Origin of the sequence: Rathayibacter sp. AY1A2, assembly GCF_002930935.1 — a bacterium.
Classification (GTDB): domain Bacteria; phylum Actinomycetota; class Actinomycetes; order Actinomycetales; family Microbacteriaceae; genus Rathayibacter.
The window spans coordinates 39,397-58,803 of the sequence record NZ_PSTP01000012.1; the positions used below are offsets into that span (position 1 = coordinate 39,397).

Here is a 19,407-nt window from a genome sequence, read left to right on the forward strand (position 1 = left end):
GGATCCGAGGCCCGCACCCGCTTGACGGCGGGGACGAGCAGTCGGGCGGCAGCCGCTACTCGTTGCCGATCCGCTTGTCGGCCTGGCGCTTCAGGTCCTCGATGCGGTCGTCGTACTTGCCGTTGGTGAGGCGGCTGGCGATCTCGCCCGCCTTCTCGAGGGTCTGGTCGGAGACCTGCTCGGCCTTCTCGCTCCGCAGCGCGTCCTGGGCCTTCCGGCTGTTGAGCAGTTCGCCGGCCTGGCGTCCGAGCTTCCCGAGATCCACGATGATGCCTCCTTGTAAACGCGCACAGGGCGGCGCGTGCCTCAGTGTGGCGCTCCCGGCTGGGGGAACGGTGCGGGCGCGCCGGTCAGCCGGCCAGTGCGATCACCTGCTCCGCTGCGTCTGCCAGGGCGCGGCCGTAGGAGGGACCGTGACCGGCGGCGTGGACGGCGAGCGGGTGCAGCTGGTGGAGTGGCACCCGCTCCTCGTAGCCGGCCCCCAGCGGATGCTGCTCGCGGTAGCCCTCGAGGACGGCATCGAGGTGCGGAGCACCGAAGAGGGCCAGCATCGCCAGATCGGTCTCGCGGTGTCCCCCGTGAGCGGCGGGGTCGATCAGGACGGCGCCGTCCGCCGTCCAGAGCACGTTGCCGGTCCAGAGGTCCCCGTGGATCCGGGCGGGCCCCGCACCGTCGTCGAAGGCTCCGGCCGCCACCCGGCCCAGAGCCTGCTCGACGAGCCGCGACTCGGCTGCCGTGAGGTTGCCCGCCTCCACGGCAGGGCCGAGGAACGGCCGCACCCGCTGCTCCGCGTAGAAGCGCCCCCACGAGTCGTCCGGGCGGCACGGCATCCCGCGGCGGCCGATGTACGCGGGGCCGGTCCATCCCGGGGGCGGCGCTCCGAACGCCGCGGCTCCGGCGTCGTGCGTCCGGGCGAGCGCGGCGCCGAGAGCCCGAGCCGACTCGGCCGAGGGACGCACGGAGCGGATCTCCTCCACCTCGATGCGCCCGGGCGACACCCTCTCCACCCCGACACAGCGCGCACCGCCGTCCGCCTCGCGCAGCCAGTCCAGGCCGGCCGCCTCCCACTCGAAGAACTGCGGGAGGGCACGGGGGTCGCTCTTCACGAAGGGCATGCCGCCACGCTAGCCGGGCGTCCCCGGGAACGACGAGAGGGGCCGCCCGCCGAAGCGGACGACCCCTCTCGAGAGATCGGTAGGACGGACCTACTTGATGATCTTGGTGACCGTACCGGCACCCACGGTGCGTCCACCCTCACGGATGGCGAAGCCGAGGCCCTCCTCCATGGCGATCGGCTGGATCAGCGCGACCGTCATGTCGGTGGTGTCGCCGGGCATGACCATCTCGGTGCCCTCGGGCAGCGTGATGACGCCGGTGACGTCGGTGGTGCGGAAGTAGAACTGCGGACGGTAGTTCGCGTAGAACGGGTTGTGACGCCCACCCTCATCCTTGGACAGGATGTACGCGGTGCCCTCGAAGTCCGTGTGCGGCGTGACCGAACCCGGCTTGACGACGACCTGGCCGCGCTCGACGTCCTCGCGCTTGGTGCCGCGGAGGAGCAGACCGCAGTTCTCGCCGGCCCAGGCCTCGTCGAGCTGCTTGTGGAACATCTCGATTCCGGTGACCGTGGTCTTCTGCGTCGGGCGAATGCCGACGATCTCGACCTCGGAGTTCAGAGCGAGGGTTCCACGCTCCGCACGGCCGGTGACGACGGTTCCACGACCGGTGATCGTGAAGACGTCCTCGATCGGCATGAGGAACGGCTTGTCCTTGTCGCGCACCGGGTCCGGGATGGACTCGTCGACCGCGTCCATCAGGTCGAGGATCGACTGGGTCCAGGTGTCGTCGCCCTCGAGGGCCTTGAGGCCGGAGACGCGCACCACGGGGGCGTCGTCGCCGGGGAAGCCCTGCGACGAGAGGAGCTCGCGGACCTCGAGCTCGACGAGCTCCAGGATCTCCTCGTCGTCCACCATGTCGGCCTTGTTCAGCGCGACGAGGAGGTAGGGGACGCCGACCTGCTTGGCGAGGAGGACGTGCTCACGGGTCTGAGCCATCGGGCCGTCGGTGGCGGCGACCACGAGGATCGCGCCGTCCATCTGGGCCGCGCCGGTGATCATGTTCTTGATGTAGTCGGCGTGACCCGGGGCGTCGACGTGCGCGTAGTGGCGCTTCGGCGTCTCGTACTCGACGTGCGAGATGTTGATCGTGATGCCGCGCTGGCGCTCCTCGGGAGCGGAGTCGATCGACGCGAAGTCACGCTGGACGTTGGTCGCGGACGGGAACTTGTCCGCCAGAACCTTCGAGATCGCCGCGGTGAGCGTGGTCTTTCCGTGGTCGACGTGACCGATGGTTCCGATGTTGACGTGCGGCTTGGTCCGCTCGAACTTGGCCTTAGCCACTGTGGGTCCTCCTCAGGACTTAGGTGCAAGCATCCGCATCCGGGCGGCCGCACGGGGCGGCACGAGGACAGGAGGACTTGCGGGGGTTTTGTGTACGTATGTTACCGGCAGTGGTCGTGCGGCCGTCCCGCTGCGACAGGGGGCGCGCTGCACTCGGCAGCAAACCCGCACGACACTACCAGGCCGCCGCCGTTCCGGGGAACGGCGACGGCCCAGGGGCGGAGCTACTCGCCCTTGTTCTTCTGGACGATCTCCTCGGCCACGGCCTTGGGGACCTCGGCGTAGGTCTCGAACGTCATCGAGTAGACGGCGCGGCCCGAGGTCTTCGAGCGCAGGTCTCCGATGTAGCCGAACATCTCGGACAGCGGGACGTTGGCCCGGATGACCTTGATGCCGGTGGCGTCCTCCATCGACTGGATCATCCCGCGACGCGAGTTGATGTCGCCGATGACGTCGCCCATGTACTCCTCGGGAGTACGGACCTCGACGGCCATGAGCGGCTCGAGGAGGACCGGCTGCGCCTTGCGCGAGGCCTCCTTGAACGCGATCGAGCCGGCGATCTTGAACGCCATCTCGGAGGAGTCGACGTCGTGCGCCGCTCCGTCGACCAGGGTCGCCTTCACGCCGACCATGGGGTAGCCGGCGAGCACGCCGACCTGCATGGCGTCGCGGATGCCCGCGTCGACGGAGGGGATGTACTCGCGCGGGACGCGGCCACCGGTGACGCCGTTGACGAACTCGTAGGTCTTGTCGGCCTCGACCTCCATCGGCTCGATGGTGATCTGGACCTTCGCGAACTGGCCGGAGCCACCCGTCTGCTTCTTGTGGGTGTAGTCGTACTTCTCGACCGTGCGGCGGATCGTCTCGCGGTACGCGACCTGGGGCTTGCCCACGTTGGCCTCGACGTTGAACTCGCGCTTCATGCGGTCGACCAGGATGTCGAGGTGCAGCTCGCCCATTCCCTTGATGACCGTCTGACCGGTCTCCTGGTTCTGCTCGGTGCGGAAGGTGGGGTCCTCCTCCGCGAGCTTCTGGATCGCGGTGCCGAGCTTCTCCTGGTCCGCCTTCGTCTTGGGCTCGATGGCGACCTCGATGACGGGCTCCGGGAAGGTCATCGACTCGAGCACGACCTGCGCGGCCGGGTCGCTCAGGGTGTCACCGGTGGTGGTGTCCTTGAGGCCGATGACGGCGTAGATGTGGCCGGCGGTGACCGAGTCGACCGGGTTCTCCTTGTTGGAGTGCATCTGGAAGATCTTGCCGATGCGCTCCTTCTTGCCCTTGGTCGAGTTGATGACCTGGGCGCCGGAGTCGAGCTTGCCCGAGTAGACGCGGACGTAGGTCAGGCGGCCGAAGAACGGGTGCACTGCGACCTTGAACGCGAGCGCCGAGAAGGGCTCGGTCGAGTCCGCGTGGCGCATGATGACCTTCTCCTCGTCGCGGACGTCGTGCGCCTCGATGGCGGGGACGTCGAGCGGGGAGGGGAGGTAGTCCACGACAGCGTCGAGCATCGGCTGGACGCCGCGGTTCTTGAACGCCGAGCCGCAGAGCACCGGGTAGATCTCGGAGTTGACGGTCATCTTGCGGATGGCGCCCTTGATCTCCGCGACGGTGAGCTCCTCGCCGCCGAAGTACTTCTCGAGCAGCTCGTCGGAGGTCTCCGCGACGGTCTCGAGGAGCTTCTCGCGGTACTCCGCCGCCTTGTCGGCGAGGTCGGCCGGGATCTCCTCGATCTCGTACTTCGCGCCGAGCGCGACGTCGCCCTTCGAGTCGCCGCGCCAGGTGAGCGCGCGCATCTCGACCAGGTCGACGACGCCCTCGAAGGAGGACTCCGCGCCGATGGGCAGCTGGATGACCAGCGGCTTCGCGCCGAGGCGCTTGATGATCGTGTCGACCGTGTAGTAGAAGTCGGCGCCGAGCTTGTCCATCTTGTTGACGAAGCAGATGCGCGGGACGTCGTACTTGTCGGCCTGACGCCAGACGGTCTCGGACTGGGGCTCGACGCCCTCCTTGCCGTCGAAGACGGCGACGGCGCCGTCGAGGACGCGGAGCGAGCGCTCGACCTCGACCGTGAAGTCGACGTGACCGGGGGTGTCGATGATGTTGATCTGGTTCTTGTTCCAGAAGCAGGTCGTCGCGGCGGACGTGATCGTGATGCCGCGCTCCTGCTCCTGCGCCATCCAGTCCATCGTCGCGGCGCCGTCGTGGACCTCGCCGATCTTGTGCGTGATACCCGTGTAGAACAGGATGCGCTCGGTGGTGGTGGTCTTGCCGGCATCGATGTGGGCCATGATGCCGATGTTGCGGACCTTGTTCAGGTCGGTGAGCACATCTTGTGCCACGGAGTTCCTCCGATAGGTGATGGAGCCAGCGCACCGGGTTCATGGCCGAATGGCTGGGATTCTGGTGGTGGCGGTCGCCCGGTCGCGGGGATCGGGCGATCCGCCGCCGGGACCGGGCCCGCAGCGGTGACGCCGCGGGCCCGGTGGTCGCGGTCGCCCGGGGGCGGCCGCGGGGTGCGCTACCAGCGGTAGTGCGCGAAGGCCTTGTTCGACTCGGCCATCTTGTGGGTGTCCTCGCGACGCTTGACAGCGGCGCCCAGACCGTTCGACGCGTCGAGGATCTCGTTCATGAGACGCTCGGTCATCGTCTTCTCGCGACGGGCCTTCGCGTAGCTGGTGAGCCAGCGGAGCGCGAGGGTGTTGGCGCGGTGGGGCTTGACCTCGACCGGGACCTGGTAGGTCGAGCCGCCGACGCGGCGGCTGCGGACCTCGAGGGTCGGGCGGACGTTGTCGAGCGCCTTCTTGAGGGTGACGACCGCGTCCTGGCCGTTCTTGCCGGCGACGCCCTCGAGGGCACCGTAGACGATGCGCTCGGCGAGGCCCTTCTTGCCGTCCAGGAGGATCTTGTTGACGAGCTGGCTGACGATGGGGGCGCCGTAGACGGGGTCTGCGACGACGGGGCGCTTGGGAGCGGGGCCCTTACGAGGCATTACTTCTTCTCCATCTTCGCGCCGTACCGGCTGCGAGCCTGCTTGCGGTTCTTGACGGCCTGGGTGTCCAGGGCGCCGCGAACGATCTTGTAGCGGACACCGGGGAGGTCCTTGACGCGACCGCCGCGCACGAGCACCATCGAGTGCTCCTGCAGGTTGTGGCCCTCGCCGGGGATGTAGGCGGTGACCTCGGTGCCGTTGGAGAGCTTCACGCGGGCCACCTTGCGGAGGGCCGAGTTCGGCTTCTTGGGCGTGGTCGTGTAGACGCGCGTGCAGACGCCGCGCTGCTGGGGGTTGGCCTTCAGGGCGGGCGCCTTGGTCTTGGTGACCTTCGGCGTGCGTCCCTTGCGGACCAACTGCTGAATCGTTGGCACTGGTTTTGCTCCTTGAATGCTGCACGGTGACAGCGGATCGATGGTCGACATTCGGCCCTCCCGTCTCCGGGAACGGCCGAGTTCATCTGGACCCGACGCACCCCGCGGCCCCGCGAGCGGGACCGGGAGGGTGAGGGGTATGCCGTGGGGGCCGCCCGATCGGACGAACCCGCGGATCCTCGCGGACCCGGTGGAGCGAAGTGCGGCGACCGCATCGACCCGGAGGCACGACACGAGCGCACGGCAAAGCGCACACCCGAAGAATATTACGGGGAGTGACGGGGCCGGTCAACCGAGCGGCGTTCGCCCTGGGAGATGCCGCAGCGCCGCGCTGAGCCGCGCCGGGACTCCGTCGTCACTCCCGCTCGTCGCCCTCCCAGCCCCAGTGGGGGCTGCGGCCGCCGGCGTCGCGACGGGCCAGGAGCAGGAGGAACACGAGCTGGACGGCGGCCGCGAGCACGCCGGTCGCGATCGCGAAGACAGTGGGGGCGTGGTCGAGGATCCAGCCGAGGATCTCCCCCGGCTCCTGGCGGCCGAGCCCGTAGAGCGCTCCGCCCGTGACGAGGAAGAGCAGGTAGACGACGACCCCGGTCAGCAGCGACGGGCCGAGGACGCGGTGGACGGCGGGACGGGCGGCGAGGGTCACCATCGCGACCAGCACGGCGATGACGCAGACCGCCACCGACACCGGCCCCAGCAGCGGGCCGGCGTCGCGCTCGGGCACGACGTCCTGGTCCAGCAGGAGGCTGAGGACCCCGAACGCGCAGACGACCAGGGCGAGGTAGAGGAACGCGGCGAAGCCGGCCAGCGCGAGGCCGTAGCCCAGGCCGGCTCCGCGGCCCTGCCCCTGCCCCTCCGGAGTCACGACTGCGCGGCCGCTTCGCGCTCGACGTTGCGGCGCTTGACGCCCCGGGCGCGGCCGGCGATCGCGGCGCCGCCCCAGACGCTCGCCTCCCGGCCGAGGACGCCGGCGGCGAGGACCGCCGCGAGGACGGCGGGATCGCTGACGTAGTCGAGCGCGAGGGAGCGGTCGATCGGCAGGGCGAGCGGTCCGACGGCGCTCCAGCCGCCGACCAGCGCGGCCGCGGCCGTGAGGAGGGCGACGAGGAAGCCGCCGAGGACGTAGGCCCACCAGCCCGCGCGGTTCACGACCAGCACGATCAGCGCCAGGCCGACCAGGAACGCGGCCACCGGGGCGAGGAAGAGCGCGGTCGGCGCAGCGTCGAGCGCGAGGGCGACCGGGTCGCCGCCGACGCGGTCGACGAGGAGGCGGATCGCCGTCAGGGCGACGAGGTACAGGACGGCGAAGACCGCGGTCGTCAGGAGGGCGAGCGCGAGGCCCGCGAGGCGGTTGCCGGAGCGCCGGACCGGCTCGGGCTCGGCCTCGACCGGCCCGAGGGCGCTGGGGGCGGACGCCGCGGCGGCCGGGGCGGCGGGCTCGACGGTCGGCTGCCGGCCCGTCACGGGCTCGGGCCAGACGTACTCCCGGGTCGGCTGGGGTCCGGTTCCGCCGGACGTCTCGGTCGCGGAGGGGATCCGCGTGGTCTCGGCGTCGCTGCTCCAGGTCACCCGGACAGCATAGGCACGCCTTCCGCCGCGCCCGGTGCGCCGCGCGGCTCCCCGTCGACGGGGGACAGCGCCGACCGTCTACTCGAGCGGGTGGAGGAGGCGGTGCAGGAACTGCCGTGTGCGCGGCTCGCGCGGCTCCCGGAGGATCTGCGCAGGGGCGCCCCGCTCGACGACCACGCCGTCGGCCATGAAGACGACCTCCGAGGCCACCTGCCGGGCGAACTCGAGCTCGTGCGTCACGACGAGCATGGTCCAGCCCTCCCCCGCCAGCTCCCGCATCAGCGAGAGCACGTCGCCGACCAGCTCCGGGTCCAGCGCCGAGGTGGGCTCGTCGAAGAGGAGCAGATCGGGCCGCAGCGCGAGCGCCCGGACGATGCCCACGCGCTGCTGCTGACCGCCGGAGAGCTCGAAGGGGTAGGCGCTCCCCCGGCCGCCGAGGCCGACGCGCTCGAGCAGGCGCTCCGCCTCCGGGACCACCTCGGACGCGGGACGGCGCTGCACTCGCAGCGGCCCCTCCGTCACGTTCTGGAGGACGGTCAGGTGCGGGAAGAGGTTGAAGTGCTGGAAGACCATCGCGGAGTGGTCGCGCAGCCCGGTCAGCGCCTTCCGTCCGACGCCGCGGTCGAAGTCGAGGACGCTGCCGTCGGCGAGCTCGACCACCCCGCCGTCCGGCACCTCGAGGCTGTTCAGCGAGCGCAGGACGGTGGTCTTGCCCGAGCCGGACGGCCCGATCAGGGCGACGACCTCGCCGCGATGGACCTCCAGGTCGATGCCGCGCAGCACCTCCACCCCGCCGAACGACTTGCGGAGGCCGCGGGCCGTGAGTACGGGCCGGGCGTCGGTCGGAGTGTCAGCGGGCGACATAGCGGTCCAATCGCTTCTCGAGCAGGCCCTGGCCGCTGGAGAGCACCAGGCAGATGAGCCAGTAGATCAGAGCGGCCTCGAGGTAGAGGAGCATGAACTCGCTCGACGCGGTGGCGATCTTCTGCGCCTGCCGGAAGAGCTCGGTCACCAGGATGAGGGAGGCCAGCGAGGTGTCCTTCACCAGCGAGATGAAGGTGTTCGACAGCGGGGGGACGGAGACTCGCGCGGCCTGCGGGAGGATGATGCGCCGCAGCGAGAGCGAGCGGCTCATGCCGATCGTGTGCGCCGCCTCCCACTGCCCCTTCGGGACGCTGAGGATCGCCGCGCGGATCACCTCCGCCGCGTAGCCGCCCACGTTGAGGGCGAACGCGATGGTGGCGCTGGGCCAGGGGTCGATCTTCAGTCCGAGGCTCGGCAGCCCGTAGAAGATCACGAACAGCTGCACCAGGAGCGGCGTGCCCCGGATGACGGAGATGTAGGCGCGCGCGATCCAGGAGAGGATCCGCACCCGCGAGAGCCGCATCAGGGCGACCGCCAGCGCGAGCACGAGCCCGATGGCGAAGCTCGCCAGCGCGAGCGGGATCGTCCCGACGATGCCCCCGGAGAGGATCGGCCAGAACGACCGGAGGACGAGGTCCATTGTGTTCTCCCGCCTTCGCGGGAGGATCCGCGGTCGGCTCGATCGGGTGGTGGCGTCGGGGGCGGATCGTGCCCGCCTCCTGGGGAATGCTGGCACGCTTCGCGCCGGGGCGGGCGCCCTTGCGGGCGGACCCGCTGCCTGAGCCGCTCCGCCGCTCCCCCGCGCCGGGGCCGCTCACGCACGAGACGGCCCCTCCCGGAAGGGGAGGAGCCGCCTCGGGGTGGGGCTACTGGGAGACGTCGGCTCCGAAGTAGCGCTCGGAGATGGAGGCGAGGGTGCCGTCCTCGCGCAGCTCGTCGAGGGCGGAGTCGACGGCCTCGACGAGGTCGTCCGAGCCCTTCGGGAAGGTGAAGGCGCTCTCGGAGGTGTCGTCGGTGGTGACGGCGACCTTGAGGCCCGCGGCCTGGTCGGGGTAGGTCGTGGACCAGTCGAGCCAGGTGAGGCGGTCGTTCACGGTCGCGTCGACGCGGCCCTGCTCGACGAGGGCGATGGCCTGCGCCCAGCCCTCGACGCCCTCGACCTCGGCGCCGTTCTCCTGCGCGACGGTGTACCAGTTGCTCGAGAGCGACTGCGCGGTGGTCTTGCCGGAGAGGCCGGCGAGGTCGGTGATCGAGGTGTCGCTCGAGGGGACGATCACGACGCCGGGGCTGACCGAGTACGGCTCCGAGAAGTCGTACTTCGCCTCGCGCTCGTCGTTGATCGAGACCTGGTTCGCGATCACGTCGAAGCGCGCTCCGTCCAGGCCCGCGAACATCGCGTCCCACTGCGTCTCCTGGAAGTCGGGCTCGACGCCCAGCTTCTCGGCCACGGCGGTGATCACGTCGACGTCGTAGCCGGTGAGGGCTCCCGTCCCGCCGTCGGCGTGGAAGGAGAAGGGCGGGTAGGTGCCCTCGGTGCCGATGGTGAGCTTCCCCGAGTCCTCGACCTCGGCCAGGGTCAGGCCGGAGCTCGCGGAGGCGGTGCCCTCGCCGCTCGAGCCGGAGACCACGTCGTCGGTCGAGGCGGGCGCGCAGCCGGCGAGGACCAGGGCGGCGGCGGCGGCGGTCGTGCCGAGCAGGACGCGCAGGGAGGTGCGGGCGGAGAGGGTCACGGTGTTGTCCTTCGGTGCATCACGGAGTCGTGGCGGTCCCGCTGCGCCGGATGCGGCGCGGGGATCGACGAGGGGACGGGTCGTCCCGGGGCGGACCGCTGCTCGGCGGAACCGCCCGGAGTGACGATAACCAGTGGAGGGGGCGGCCCTATTCCCGGATGTCGCCGTGTGACGCCGGGAGTCCGGCCAGGAAGTGCTCGGCACCGGCGACCTCGTCGCTCGTGAGGCCCGTCGCCGACTCCGGACGCACCAGGTGGAAGGGGGTGCTCTGCTCGCGGGCCCAGTCGTAGGCGTCCTCGCGGAGGTTGTCGTCGATCCACACCACGGCGCCGATCGCGCCGCGCTCGGCGGCCGCCTCCAGCCACACCGCGACGGGCTGGAGCTTGCCCGTCCGGCCCGGGAACCGCGGGTCGCGCGGGAGGCCGCCGTCGAAGACGATCGCCTCCGTGCCCGCCGGCAGCCCGAGGTCCTGGGCGAGGACCCGCGTCAAGCGCGGCGGCCAGGTCGTGGCCCACACGATCGTGCCGACCGCGGCCAGACGGGCGACGAGCGCCGCCCGCTCCGGCTCGAGCTCCAGGCGGTGCGAGCCCGAGGCGCGATCGCTGCGGACGGAGGGGTTCAGGACGCCGTCGACGTCGAGCAGGATCAGGGCGGCCATGCCTGTCACCGTAGCGGCGGCGGGGCGGATCGCGCGAGGAGCGCTAGCGTGACGGGATGCCCCCGTCCCTCCTGCTGCCGGGAGGCCGCACAGCCGTGCTGGGGCCGGATCCCGTGCGGCCGGAGGCGCTGCTGCTCACGGTCGACGGCGCGGAGCAGTCGCTGATCGATCCGGGCGATCCCCGGGCTCTGCACCTCGAGTACCTCGCGCGCCTCGGCGCGGTGGTCGACGCCGCCGCCCCGCCCGGCGAGCCGCTGCGCGTGCTGCACCTCGGAGCCGGAGCCCTGGCCCTGGCCCGGTACGTCGCCGCGACCCGGCCGGGCTCCGAGCAGCTCGCGGTGGAGAGCGCGGCAGGACTCGTGGAGTTCGTGCTCGAGCACGCGCCGCTCCCCCGCGGCGCGCGCGTCCGACTCCTCACGGCCGACGCCGCAGGGCCCCTGCCGCCCTGGAGCGCCGACCTCGTCGTGCTCGACGTCTACGACGGGGACGAGATCCCGGAGCCGTTCTACCGCGCGTCCGTCCTCGCTCCGCTCGCCGCCCGCGTCGGCGCCGACGGGCTCCTCGCGGTCAACGTCGCCGACGACGCCGACCACCGGAGGCTGGACCGCCTGCGCGGGGTCGTCCGGGAGCTGCTCCCGGTCACCGCAGCGGTCGGATCGACGGCCTTCGTCGAGGGGCGCACCGGCGGGAACGCGATCCTGCTCGCCTCAGGCTCGGCGCTCGCCGACCACGTCGCCGGCCGCCTGCTGCGCGCCGGCCCGCACCCGGTCTCCGCCGCGGCGGATGGCGACGTCGTGGTCGCCGAGGTGGCGGTAGAAGTCGACCCGTGAGTCGAGAGTGACGCCGGTCTCGAGGTACTTGGCGCGGATCCGCTTGATGTAGGTGCGGACGGTGTGCTCGGCGACGCTGAGGTCGACCGCGACGGTGCGGACCGCGGCACCCGCTCCGTAGGCGCGCATCACCCGGCTCTCCTGCGGGCTCAGCACCGGGCGGCGCTCCTCGCGCCCGTGCACGAGCCGGTGGCGGGCGGTGTCCGAGATCCAGGTGCGGCCGGAGGCGACCGAGACGACCGCCGCCGCGAGCTCGCTGGGGTCGTCGCCCTTCCAGACGTACGCCGCCCTCTCCCGTCGCAGCACGGCCCGCACCGGCTCCAGGGAGTCGGAGGAGGAGAGCACGACGAGGCCGACGGTCCGAGTAGCCGCACGCTCGAGGGCGTCGGCCACCTCCTCGCCGGGCACGCCGTCCAGGTCGAGGACCGCGATGCGGTCGACGCCCTCCTCGTCGTGCGAGAACTGCGGCAGAAGCTGCGCGAGCAGCGCCTGCAGCGCGGCACGCTCGATCGCTGGTCCGTCGACGACGGCCAGCGTGAACCGATCGAATCCGGTCACGGGGGTCCCCTAGCAGGGGCAGGTTCGGGTCCGCCCCGGCTGCAACGTAGCGGTCCGCGACGTCGTCGTGCACGTGATGGGACATTCCGTCTCAGTGGGAGGACGCCCCAGAGCACTCCGGATCGGCTCACGGAGCGCGTGGAGGACCACCCGCGGCACCGTCTCCGGCTAGTGTCCCTCTCCATGGACGACAGCGCAGAGGGCTCCCGGCGGGCCCGGAGGATCCCCGCGGAGCAGGTCCGCAGCCGCATGATCGCCACGGCGCGCGACGTCGTCTCGAACCATGGCCTCACGGTGAGCTTCGCGCACCTGCCCATGGAGGAGTACATCCGCCTGGCCGGCGTGCCGCGCAGCTCCGTCTACCGGATCTGGAGCACGCGCGAGGAGTTCGTGGCCGACCTGGTCGGCGAGGTCTTCGTGCGGGACCGGTACGCGGAGGGCGCCGATCCCGAGGCCCAGCAGGAGATGCGCGAAGTCTACGAGCGCTCCACCGATCTGCTCTCCACGGCCGCCGGCCGCCGCCGGGTCGCCTGGGAGACCATCCGCATCGGCGCGCGGGCCAATGCCGAATCGCTCCGCCGCTCCGCCGACTGGTCGTCGTACAACGCGCTGCTCGCCTGCACCTTCTCGATGGAGGAGGGGCCTGCACGCGACGCCGTGCGCGCCACGGCGAAGCGGATCGAGGGCATGCTCACGCGCCGGATGCGCGACTTCTACGAGGAGACGCTGCAGGTCTTCGGCGGGACGATGCGCCCGGGATTCACGACGCTCCAGCTCGCCCACCTCACCGCGATCGTGATCGACGGGCTCGCCCACCGCGGCCGGCTCCTCGACGACGACCTCGACGCGCCGGTGACCGCCCCCGGCCTCGACGGCGAGCCGGTCGAGTGGACCCTGGCGGCCTGGACGATCCGCTCGATCGTCGACGGGATGCTGGAGCCGGTCGCGGAGGACTGAGCGGACCCCGCGACCCGGATCACTCGTCCGGTTCGGTGAACCCGTCGATCAGCAGCAGCACCGACACCACCGCCAGTGACGGCCCCTCGGGATCGGCCGGGTCGAGCGGGCCGGTCACCAGCTCCGGTGCCGCGATCCGCGCGATGCACAGCCCCTCGATCAGGGCCGAGACGGCGGAGGCGAGAGCGGCGGAGCCGCGGTCCGGGCGCAGCCGGAGCCCCGCCTCGGCGAGGGTGTGCTCGTAGTACTTCGCCATGTTGTCGATGAAGTGCAGCTGGCGGGCGCGTAGAGCGGATCCGATGGCGGTCCGCGCCGGCTCTTCGTGCGAGCCCACCGCGCCGGCGAGAGCGATGAAGTTGCGCCAGTGCTGCGACGAGAAGACGTTGTCGACGTTCGCATCGACGGCGACCCGGACGGAGGCGATCAGGGCCTCGCGGCGCTGCGCCGGGGTCGGCTCGGGGTCGAGGCTGCGGTGGAGGTGGGAGTTCCCGGCCCGCAGGGACGGCTGGTCGAGGCGGGTGGCGAGGACCCGCTCCGGGATCGCGGCGATCAGCTCGTCGTAGAACGCCTGGCGAGTGGGCCAGATCCGGTACACGGTGCTGCGCGGAACACCCGCCGAGCGGATGACGTCCTCGAGGGGCAGGTGGGCGACTCCGACGCGCAGGCCCTCGGCGCGGACGACCGCGAGAGCGGCGTCCAGCAGGCGGGTGCGGACCTGCTCGCGGGTCAGGCGGGGAGGACGCGCCGGCTCCTCCGCATCGAGGGGGTCGTCGCTCATCAGGCCTCCGGCGCCGGGATGCACGGAGGAGCCTCCGACATCTACTGTCCAGCCGAGCGTACCCGGAGGGAGCGCGGAACGTGAGAGGAGATCGGAGACGGGCGCGGCCCGCGCATGCGGCTCGGGTGCCGCGCGGGCCGCGCTGCCTGTCCCCCAGGCGGCCTCCCCATGGGCCGGTCCGACCGTATGCTTCCCGACAGACGTCCGTCAACTGACGCGACATGGTGTCTCCTCGGCGGTGTCCGCCGACCGGTCACGAGGACCGCCTCCGGGACTCCTCCGCCGCCGGGAGCGCCCTCGCCGCGGTCTGCGCTCGAGAGGCGTGCGGAGCGGACAGCTCGCCCGCGACGACGTCCGACACGACGCCGGTGGCGTGCTCGACGAGGTCGACGTTCCGGGTCAGCCGCGCGTGGTGGCACGGGCTCGCGTCGACGTCGACCACGAGCTTCGCGAAGCGCAGAGCATCGCCGAGCCGCGCGAACGGCGAGAGCTCGGCGACGAGGGACGGCACGTCCGCCGCGGCGAGGTAGGTGTAGCGGCAGGTCGAGACCACGTAGTCGTCGACTCCGGCCGTCGCCGATCCGGTCGCGACCATGATGTCGCCGAGGTCGACCGGCGCGGTGGCGAGGCCGAGCGCCACCGCGGCGGTCACCTGGATGTCACCCACCAGTGCCGTCACGTGCACGCCGGCGGGCCAGGGCGGCAGGGAGCCGAGCTCGGTCGATCCCGTCCGCAGGCCCTTGCCCGCCGCCGAGGCGAGGGCGTCGATCATCGGCACTCCCGTGCACTCCCCCGCGTGCTCGGCGTCCTCCGAGACGGCGTCCCCGCAGGAGGCGAGCATCGCCGAGACGCTCAGCCGGCTCTGCGGGTCCAGTCCTGCGATCACCGCGGGGCTGACCTGGCCGGAGTCGTCGACCATTCGTCCGAGGCGCTCCGCGACGTCGGATCCCGTGTTCGGGGTGCCGAAGGTGAGGACGGACGAGACCATCGAGGCGACGGCGGTCCCGTCGACCGAGCCGCTCAGCGCCTGGCGGGCGGCGAGCCCTCCCATCGAGTGCGCGACGACGACGGCGCGGTGCCCGGTCGCGGAGACGAGGCAGGCGATCGAGGAGGCGAGCGCGTCGCTGATCCCCGGGTCGGTGACCCAGCGCGCGGCGAGCCGGCGGTAGTCGAAGGTGTAGACCGCGGCGCCGTCGATCTGCTGCAGCCGGCCGAGGAGGGACGGCTCGGGAGCGTGGAGCGGAGCGGTCGCCGACTCCGACGACACCATGTCGACGAGATGGGAGAAGGCCCCTGTGCGGTCGGCGTCGTGCGTCGCCGTGCCCAGCCAGCCGTGCAGCATCACGATGGGGACCAGGGCGGCGGCGGAGCGCGGCCGGACGTCGTCGCCCGTGAGCACGGGAGCCAGCTCCGCGACGCCGCAGGACGAGGGTGCGACCGCCTCGGCCGCCTCCGCCCGCTCCGCGGGCACCACGACGACGCCGACCACCACGAGCAGTGCGGCCAGCACGACGATCACGAGTCTCATCCGCGCGTTTCCTCACGTGCCGCGACCAGGACGGGGAACGGGTACAGGCTCGACCCGACGAGCACGCATCGAGTCAATCACCCCGCTCCTGCGGGGAAGGTCGCTCGTCGCGAACGGGCGGCCCCCCGTGCGGGTGACCGCGGGCCGGGGACGACGAAGGCCCCGCCGGTGTCCCGACGGGGCCTTCGATCGTTCAGCTCACCTGGATCAGCTGTAGTTGCCCGGCTCGTAGCCGTCGCTCGAGAACGAGTCGAAGTCGACGAACGAGAGGTCGGCGTCGCTGAACGCGGCGTCGTCGGCGAAGATGCGGTTGGGGTACCGCTCGGCCTTCGCCTCCTCGGTCGCCTCGACCGACACGTTCCGGTACTTGGGCAGACCGGTTCCCGCCGGGATCAGCTTTCCGATGATCACGTTCTCCTTCAGGCCCATCAGCGGGTCGCGCTTGCCCTCCATGGCCGCCTGCGTCAGGACGCGGGTGGTCTCCTGGAAGGACGCGGCCGACAGCCACGACTCGGTCGCGAGCGAGGCCTTGGTGATGCCCATGACCTCCTGGCGGGCGGACGCGGTCCGCTTGCCCTCGGTCAGAGCCGCACGGTTGACCTCGCTGTAGCGCGAGCGGTCGACGAGCTCGCCCGGCAGCAGCTCCGTGTCGCCGTGGTCGACCACGGTGACCTTGCGGAGCATCTGACGCACGATGACCTCGATGTGCTTGTCGTGGATCGGCACACCCTGCGAGCGGTAGACGCCCTGGACGCCGCCCACCAGGTGCTTCTGGACCTCGCGGACGCCCAGCACGCGCAGGACCTCCTTGGGGTCGACCGTTCCGACGTGCAGCTGCTGCCCGAGCTCGACGTGCTGGCCGTCCTCGATGAGGAGCTGCGAGCGCTTGAGCACCGGGTAGATGACCGCCTCGTCGCCGTTGTCCGGCTGGAGGATGACGCGGCGGGCACGGTCGGTGTCCTCGATGGTGATCCGGCCGGCGGCCTCCGCGATCGGCGACGCGCCCTTGGGGGTGCGGGCCTCGAAGAGCTCCTGCACGCGGGGAAGACCCTGCGTGATGTCGTCGGCCGAGGCCGATCCACCGGTGTGGAAGGTGCGCATCGTGAGCTGCGTGCCGGGCTCGCCGATCGACTGGGCCGCGATGATGCCGACGGCCTCTCCGATGTCGACGAGCTTGCCGGTGGCGAGCGAGCGGCCGTAGCAGGCCGCGCAGACGCCGACGGCGGACTCGCAGGTCAGGACGGAGCGCACCTTGATGTGGCGCACGCCCGCTCCGACCAGCTTCTCGATGAGCACGTCGCCCACGTCCTCGCCGGCCTCGGCGACGAGCTCGCCGGCCTCGTTCGACGCCGGGGTGGCGAGCGAACGGGCGTAGACGGAGTTCTCGACGTTGGAGTCCTTGATCCAGGCGCCGGTGGCGTCCTGGAGCATGATCGGCAGGTCGAGGCCCTTCGAGGTGCCGCAGTCCTCCTCGCGGATGATGACGTCCTGCGAGACGTCGACGAGTCGTCGCGTCAGGTAGCCCGAGTCCGCGGTGCGGAGCGCGGTGTCGGCCAGGCCCTTGCGGGCACCGTGCGTGGCGATGAAGTACTCGGCGACCGACAGGCCCTCGCGGTACGAGGAGATGATCGGTCGGGCGATGATCTCGCCCTTCGGGTTGTTCACCAGGCCTCGCATGCCGGCGATGTTGCGCACCTGCAGCCAGTTGCCGCGGGCACCGGAGGTGACCATGCGGTTGATGGTGTTGTCCGTCGGGAAGTTCGCGCGCATGGCCTTGGCGACCTCGTCGGTCGCCTCGGTCCAGATCTTCACGAGCTCCTGGCGGCGCTCGGCCTGAGTGGTCAGACCCTTGTCGTACTCGGACTCGACCTTCGCGGCCTTCTTCTCGTAGCCCGCGATGATCTCGGGCTTCGACGGAGGCGTGAGGATGTCGGACAGCGCCACGGTGACACCCGAGCGGGTGGCCCAGTAGAAGCCGGCGTCCTTGATCCGGTCGAGGGAGGCGGCGACCTCCACCTTCGGGTAGCGCTCCGCGAGGTCGTTGACGATCCCGGAGATGGTCGTCTTGTCGGCGACCTGCTCGAAGTAGGGGTAGTCGACCGGCAGCGCCTCGTTGAAGAGGGCGCGGCCGAGCGTGGTCTCGAGGAGGACCGGCGCGGTGACCTTGCCGTTCTCGTCGATCTCGACGCCCTCGGGTGCCTGACCCTGCGCGAAGTACACGTCCGACATGCGGATCCTGACCTTCGAGTTCAGGTGCAGCGAGCCCTGGTCCTTCGCGAGGATCGCCTCCGAGACGGAGGAGAACGCGCGGCCCTCGCCGGCGGCGCCCTCGCGGATCGTCGTCAGGTGGTGGAGGCCGATGATCATGTCCTGCGTGGGCAGGGTGACCGGACGGCCGTCCGAGGGCTTGAGGATGTTGTTCGACGCGAGCATCAGGATGCGCGCCTCGGCCTGGGCCTCGACGGACAGCGGCAGGTGGACGGCCATCTGGTCGCCGTCGAAGTCCGCGTTGAACGCGGCGCAGACGAGCGGGTGCAGCTGGATCGCCTTGCCCTCGACCAGCTGGGGCTCGAAGGCCTGGATGCCGAGACGGTGCAGCGTGGGCGCACGGTTCAGCAGGACGGGGCGCTCGCGGATGATCTCCTCGAGCACGTCCCACACCTGCGGGCGCGAGCGCTCCACCATGCGCTTGGCGGCCTTGATGTTCTGCGCGTGCGACAGGTCGATCAGGCGCTTGATCACGAACGGCTTGAACAGCTCCAGCGCCATCTGCTTGGGCAGACCGCACTGGTGCAGCTTGAGCTGCGGGCCGACGATGATGACCGAGCGTCCCGAGTAGTCGACGCGCTTGCCCAGCAGGTTCTGGCGGAAGCGACCCTGCTTTCCCTTGAGCATGTCGCTCAGGGACTTGAGGGCGCGGTTGCCGGTTCCGGTGACGGGGCGGCCGCGGCGGCCGTTGTCGAAGAGGGCGTCGACCGCCTCCTGGAGCATGCGCTTCTCGTTGTTCACGATGATCTCGGGGGCACCGAGGTCGAGCAGGCGGCGGAGTCGGTTGTTGCGGTTGATCACGCGACGGTAGAGGTCGTTCAGGTCGCTGGTCGCGAACCGGCCTCCGTCGAGCTGCACCATCGGGCGCAGCTCCGGCGGGATGACCGGGACGACGTCGAGGACCATCGCGGCCGGCGAGTTGCCGGTGGCGAGGAACGAGTTGACGACGCGCAGGCGCTTGATGGCGCGGATCTTCTTCTGACCCTTGCCCTCGGCGATCTGCAGGTGCAGCGTCTCGGCCTCGGCCTGGAGGTCGAACTGCTCGAGGCGCTTCTTGATCGCCTCGGCGCCCATGTAGGCCTCGAAGTAGACGCCGTACCGGTCGACGAGCTCGTTGAAGACCGCGTCCTCGGGCTTGAGGTCGCCGACCTTGAGGGTGCGGAACTGCTCCCACACGCTCTCGAGCCGCGCGATGTCCTCGTCGAAGGACTTGCGGATCTGGCCCATCTCCTTCTCGGCGCCGTCCTTGGTGCGGCGCTTCTGGTCGCTCTTGGCGCCCTCCGCCTCCAGGGCGGCGAGGTCGGTCTCCAGGCGCGCCAGGCGGTCCGCGATGCGGGAGTCGCGCTGGTCCGAGAGGGTCTTGATCTCGAGCCGGAGCTCGTTCTCGAGCCCGGGCATGTCGGCGTGACGGCCGTCGTCGTCCACGTCGATGATCATGTACGCCGCGAAGTAGATGACCTTCTCGAGGTCCTTCGGCGCCATGTCCAGCAGGTATCCGAGGCGCGAGGGGACGCCCTTGAAGTACCAGATGTGGGTGACGGGGGCGGCGAGCTCGATGTGGCCCATCCGCTCGCGGCGGACCGAGGACTTGGTGACCTCGACGCCGCAGCGCTCGCAGACGATGCCCTTGAAGCGGACTCGCTTGTACTTGCCGCAGGAGCACTCCCAGTCGCGAGAGGGTCCGAAGATCTGCTCGCCGAACAGGCCGTCCTTCTCGGGCTTCAGGGTGCGGTAGTTGATGGTCTCGGGCTTCTTCACTTCACCGTGCGACCAGCGACGGATGTCATCGGCCGTTGCGAGGCCGATGCGCAGCTCATCGAAAGTGGTTACGTCGAGCAATGTTTTCTCCTTGTCGGAAAACAGGGTGTCTCGTCAGAGACGGGAGGTCGTCAGATGCTGGCGCGG

Annotated in this window: 17 protein-coding genes; 1 reads left to right on the top strand and 16 read right to left on the bottom strand. The window is 70.9% G+C overall.

Annotated features, from left to right (window positions below; all coding sequences use genetic code 11):
• Nucleotides 1-55 precede the first annotated feature (55 nt).
• The 13 genes from C5B93_RS11210 to C5B93_RS11270 form a co-directional block, all read right to left on the bottom strand.
• Nucleotides 56-265 (bottom strand): antitoxin, encoded by a 210-nt coding sequence (locus tag C5B93_RS11210; RefSeq protein WP_159939075.1) that lies wholly within the window; start codon nt 263-265, stop codon nt 56-58.
• A gap of 85 nt (nt 266-350) precedes the next feature.
• Complete coding sequence (locus tag C5B93_RS11215) at nt 351-1,115, bottom strand: fructosamine kinase family protein (RefSeq protein ID WP_104292487.1); 765 nt, start codon at nt 1,113-1,115, stop codon at nt 351-353.
• A gap of 90 nt (nt 1,116-1,205) precedes the next feature.
• On the bottom strand, nt 1,206-2,399 hold the full coding sequence (tuf, locus tag C5B93_RS11220; protein ID WP_104224570.1) for an elongation factor Tu: 1,194 nt from the start codon (nt 2,397-2,399) through the stop codon (nt 1,206-1,208).
• A 224-nt stretch (nt 2,400-2,623) separates the two neighbouring features.
• Nucleotides 2,624-4,738 carry an elongation factor G gene (gene fusA, locus C5B93_RS11225; RefSeq protein WP_104224571.1) on the bottom strand — a complete coding sequence of 705 codons (2,115 nt, stop codon included), beginning with the start codon at nt 4,736-4,738 and terminating at the stop codon, nt 2,624-2,626.
• A gap of 179 nt (nt 4,739-4,917) precedes the next feature.
• Entirely contained in the window at nt 4,918-5,388 is a 471-nt protein-coding gene (gene rpsG, locus C5B93_RS11230) for a 30S ribosomal protein S7 (RefSeq protein ID WP_068251443.1), read from the bottom strand.
• Complete coding sequence (gene rpsL, locus C5B93_RS11235) at nt 5,388-5,762, bottom strand: 30S ribosomal protein S12 (protein WP_011186743.1); 375 nt, start codon at nt 5,760-5,762, stop codon at nt 5,388-5,390. The genes rpsG and rpsL overlap by 1 nt, the downstream gene beginning before the upstream one ends.
• Before the next feature lie 355 nt (nt 5,763-6,117).
• Nucleotides 6,118-6,627 (bottom strand): DUF6121 family protein, encoded by a 510-nt coding sequence (locus C5B93_RS11240; RefSeq protein ID WP_104267769.1) that lies wholly within the window; start codon nt 6,625-6,627, stop codon nt 6,118-6,120.
• Nucleotides 6,624-7,331: a hypothetical protein gene (locus tag C5B93_RS11245; protein WP_104292488.1), complete on the bottom strand. Its 708-nt coding sequence runs from the start codon at nt 7,329-7,331 to the stop codon at nt 6,624-6,626. The genes C5B93_RS11240 and C5B93_RS11245 overlap by 4 nt, the downstream gene beginning before the upstream one ends.
• Before the next feature lie 78 nt (nt 7,332-7,409).
• Nucleotides 7,410-8,195, bottom strand: a complete 786-nt coding sequence (locus tag C5B93_RS11250; protein ID WP_104224573.1) for an amino acid ABC transporter ATP-binding protein — start codon at nt 8,193-8,195, stop codon at nt 7,410-7,412.
• Nucleotides 8,182-8,835: an amino acid ABC transporter permease gene (locus C5B93_RS11255; RefSeq protein WP_104224574.1), complete on the bottom strand. Its 654-nt coding sequence runs from the start codon at nt 8,833-8,835 to the stop codon at nt 8,182-8,184. Before C5B93_RS11255 ends, C5B93_RS11250 begins: the two co-directional genes overlap by 14 nt.
• 226 nt (nt 8,836-9,061) lie before the next feature.
• Complete coding sequence (locus tag C5B93_RS11260; RefSeq protein ID WP_374953121.1) at nt 9,062-9,925, bottom strand: amino acid ABC transporter substrate-binding protein; 864 nt, start codon at nt 9,923-9,925, stop codon at nt 9,062-9,064.
• 148 nt (nt 9,926-10,073) lie between these two features.
• A complete protein-coding gene (locus C5B93_RS11265) occupies nt 10,074-10,583 on the bottom strand; it encodes an HAD domain-containing protein (protein WP_104292489.1) in 510 nt (169 codons plus the stop codon).
• A 707-nt stretch (nt 10,584-11,290) separates the two neighbouring features.
• Nucleotides 11,291-11,971 carry a LuxR C-terminal-related transcriptional regulator gene (locus tag C5B93_RS11270; RefSeq protein ID WP_104292490.1) on the bottom strand — a complete coding sequence of 227 codons (681 nt, stop codon included), beginning with the start codon at nt 11,969-11,971 and terminating at the stop codon, nt 11,291-11,293.
• 183 nt (nt 11,972-12,154) lie between these two features.
• Here C5B93_RS11270 and C5B93_RS11275 point away from each other — a divergent pair, with 183 nt between their 5' ends.
• On the top strand, nt 12,155-12,928 hold the full coding sequence (locus tag C5B93_RS11275; RefSeq protein WP_146076607.1) for a hypothetical protein: 774 nt from the start codon (nt 12,155-12,157) through the stop codon (nt 12,926-12,928).
• A gap of 19 nt (nt 12,929-12,947) precedes the next feature.
• On the opposite strand, the gene C5B93_RS11280 is transcribed toward C5B93_RS11275, so the two are convergent.
• The 3 genes from C5B93_RS11280 to C5B93_RS11290 all read right to left on the bottom strand — a co-directional run bounded on the left by C5B93_RS11280 (nt 12,948) and on the right by C5B93_RS11290 (nt 19,341).
• Nucleotides 12,948-13,706, bottom strand: a complete 759-nt coding sequence (locus C5B93_RS11280; protein WP_104292491.1) for a TetR/AcrR family transcriptional regulator — start codon at nt 13,704-13,706, stop codon at nt 12,948-12,950.
• Nucleotides 13,707-13,959: 253 nt separating this feature from the next.
• Nucleotides 13,960-15,234 carry a triacylglycerol lipase gene (locus tag C5B93_RS11285; protein WP_104292492.1) on the bottom strand — a complete coding sequence of 425 codons (1,275 nt, stop codon included), beginning with the start codon at nt 15,232-15,234 and terminating at the stop codon, nt 13,960-13,962.
• A gap of 207 nt (nt 15,235-15,441) precedes the next feature.
• Nucleotides 15,442-19,341, bottom strand: coding sequence for a DNA-directed RNA polymerase subunit beta' (locus C5B93_RS11290; RefSeq protein WP_104224580.1), 3,900 nt, complete (start codon nt 19,339-19,341; stop codon nt 15,442-15,444).
• Nucleotides 19,342-19,407 lie beyond the last annotated feature (66 nt).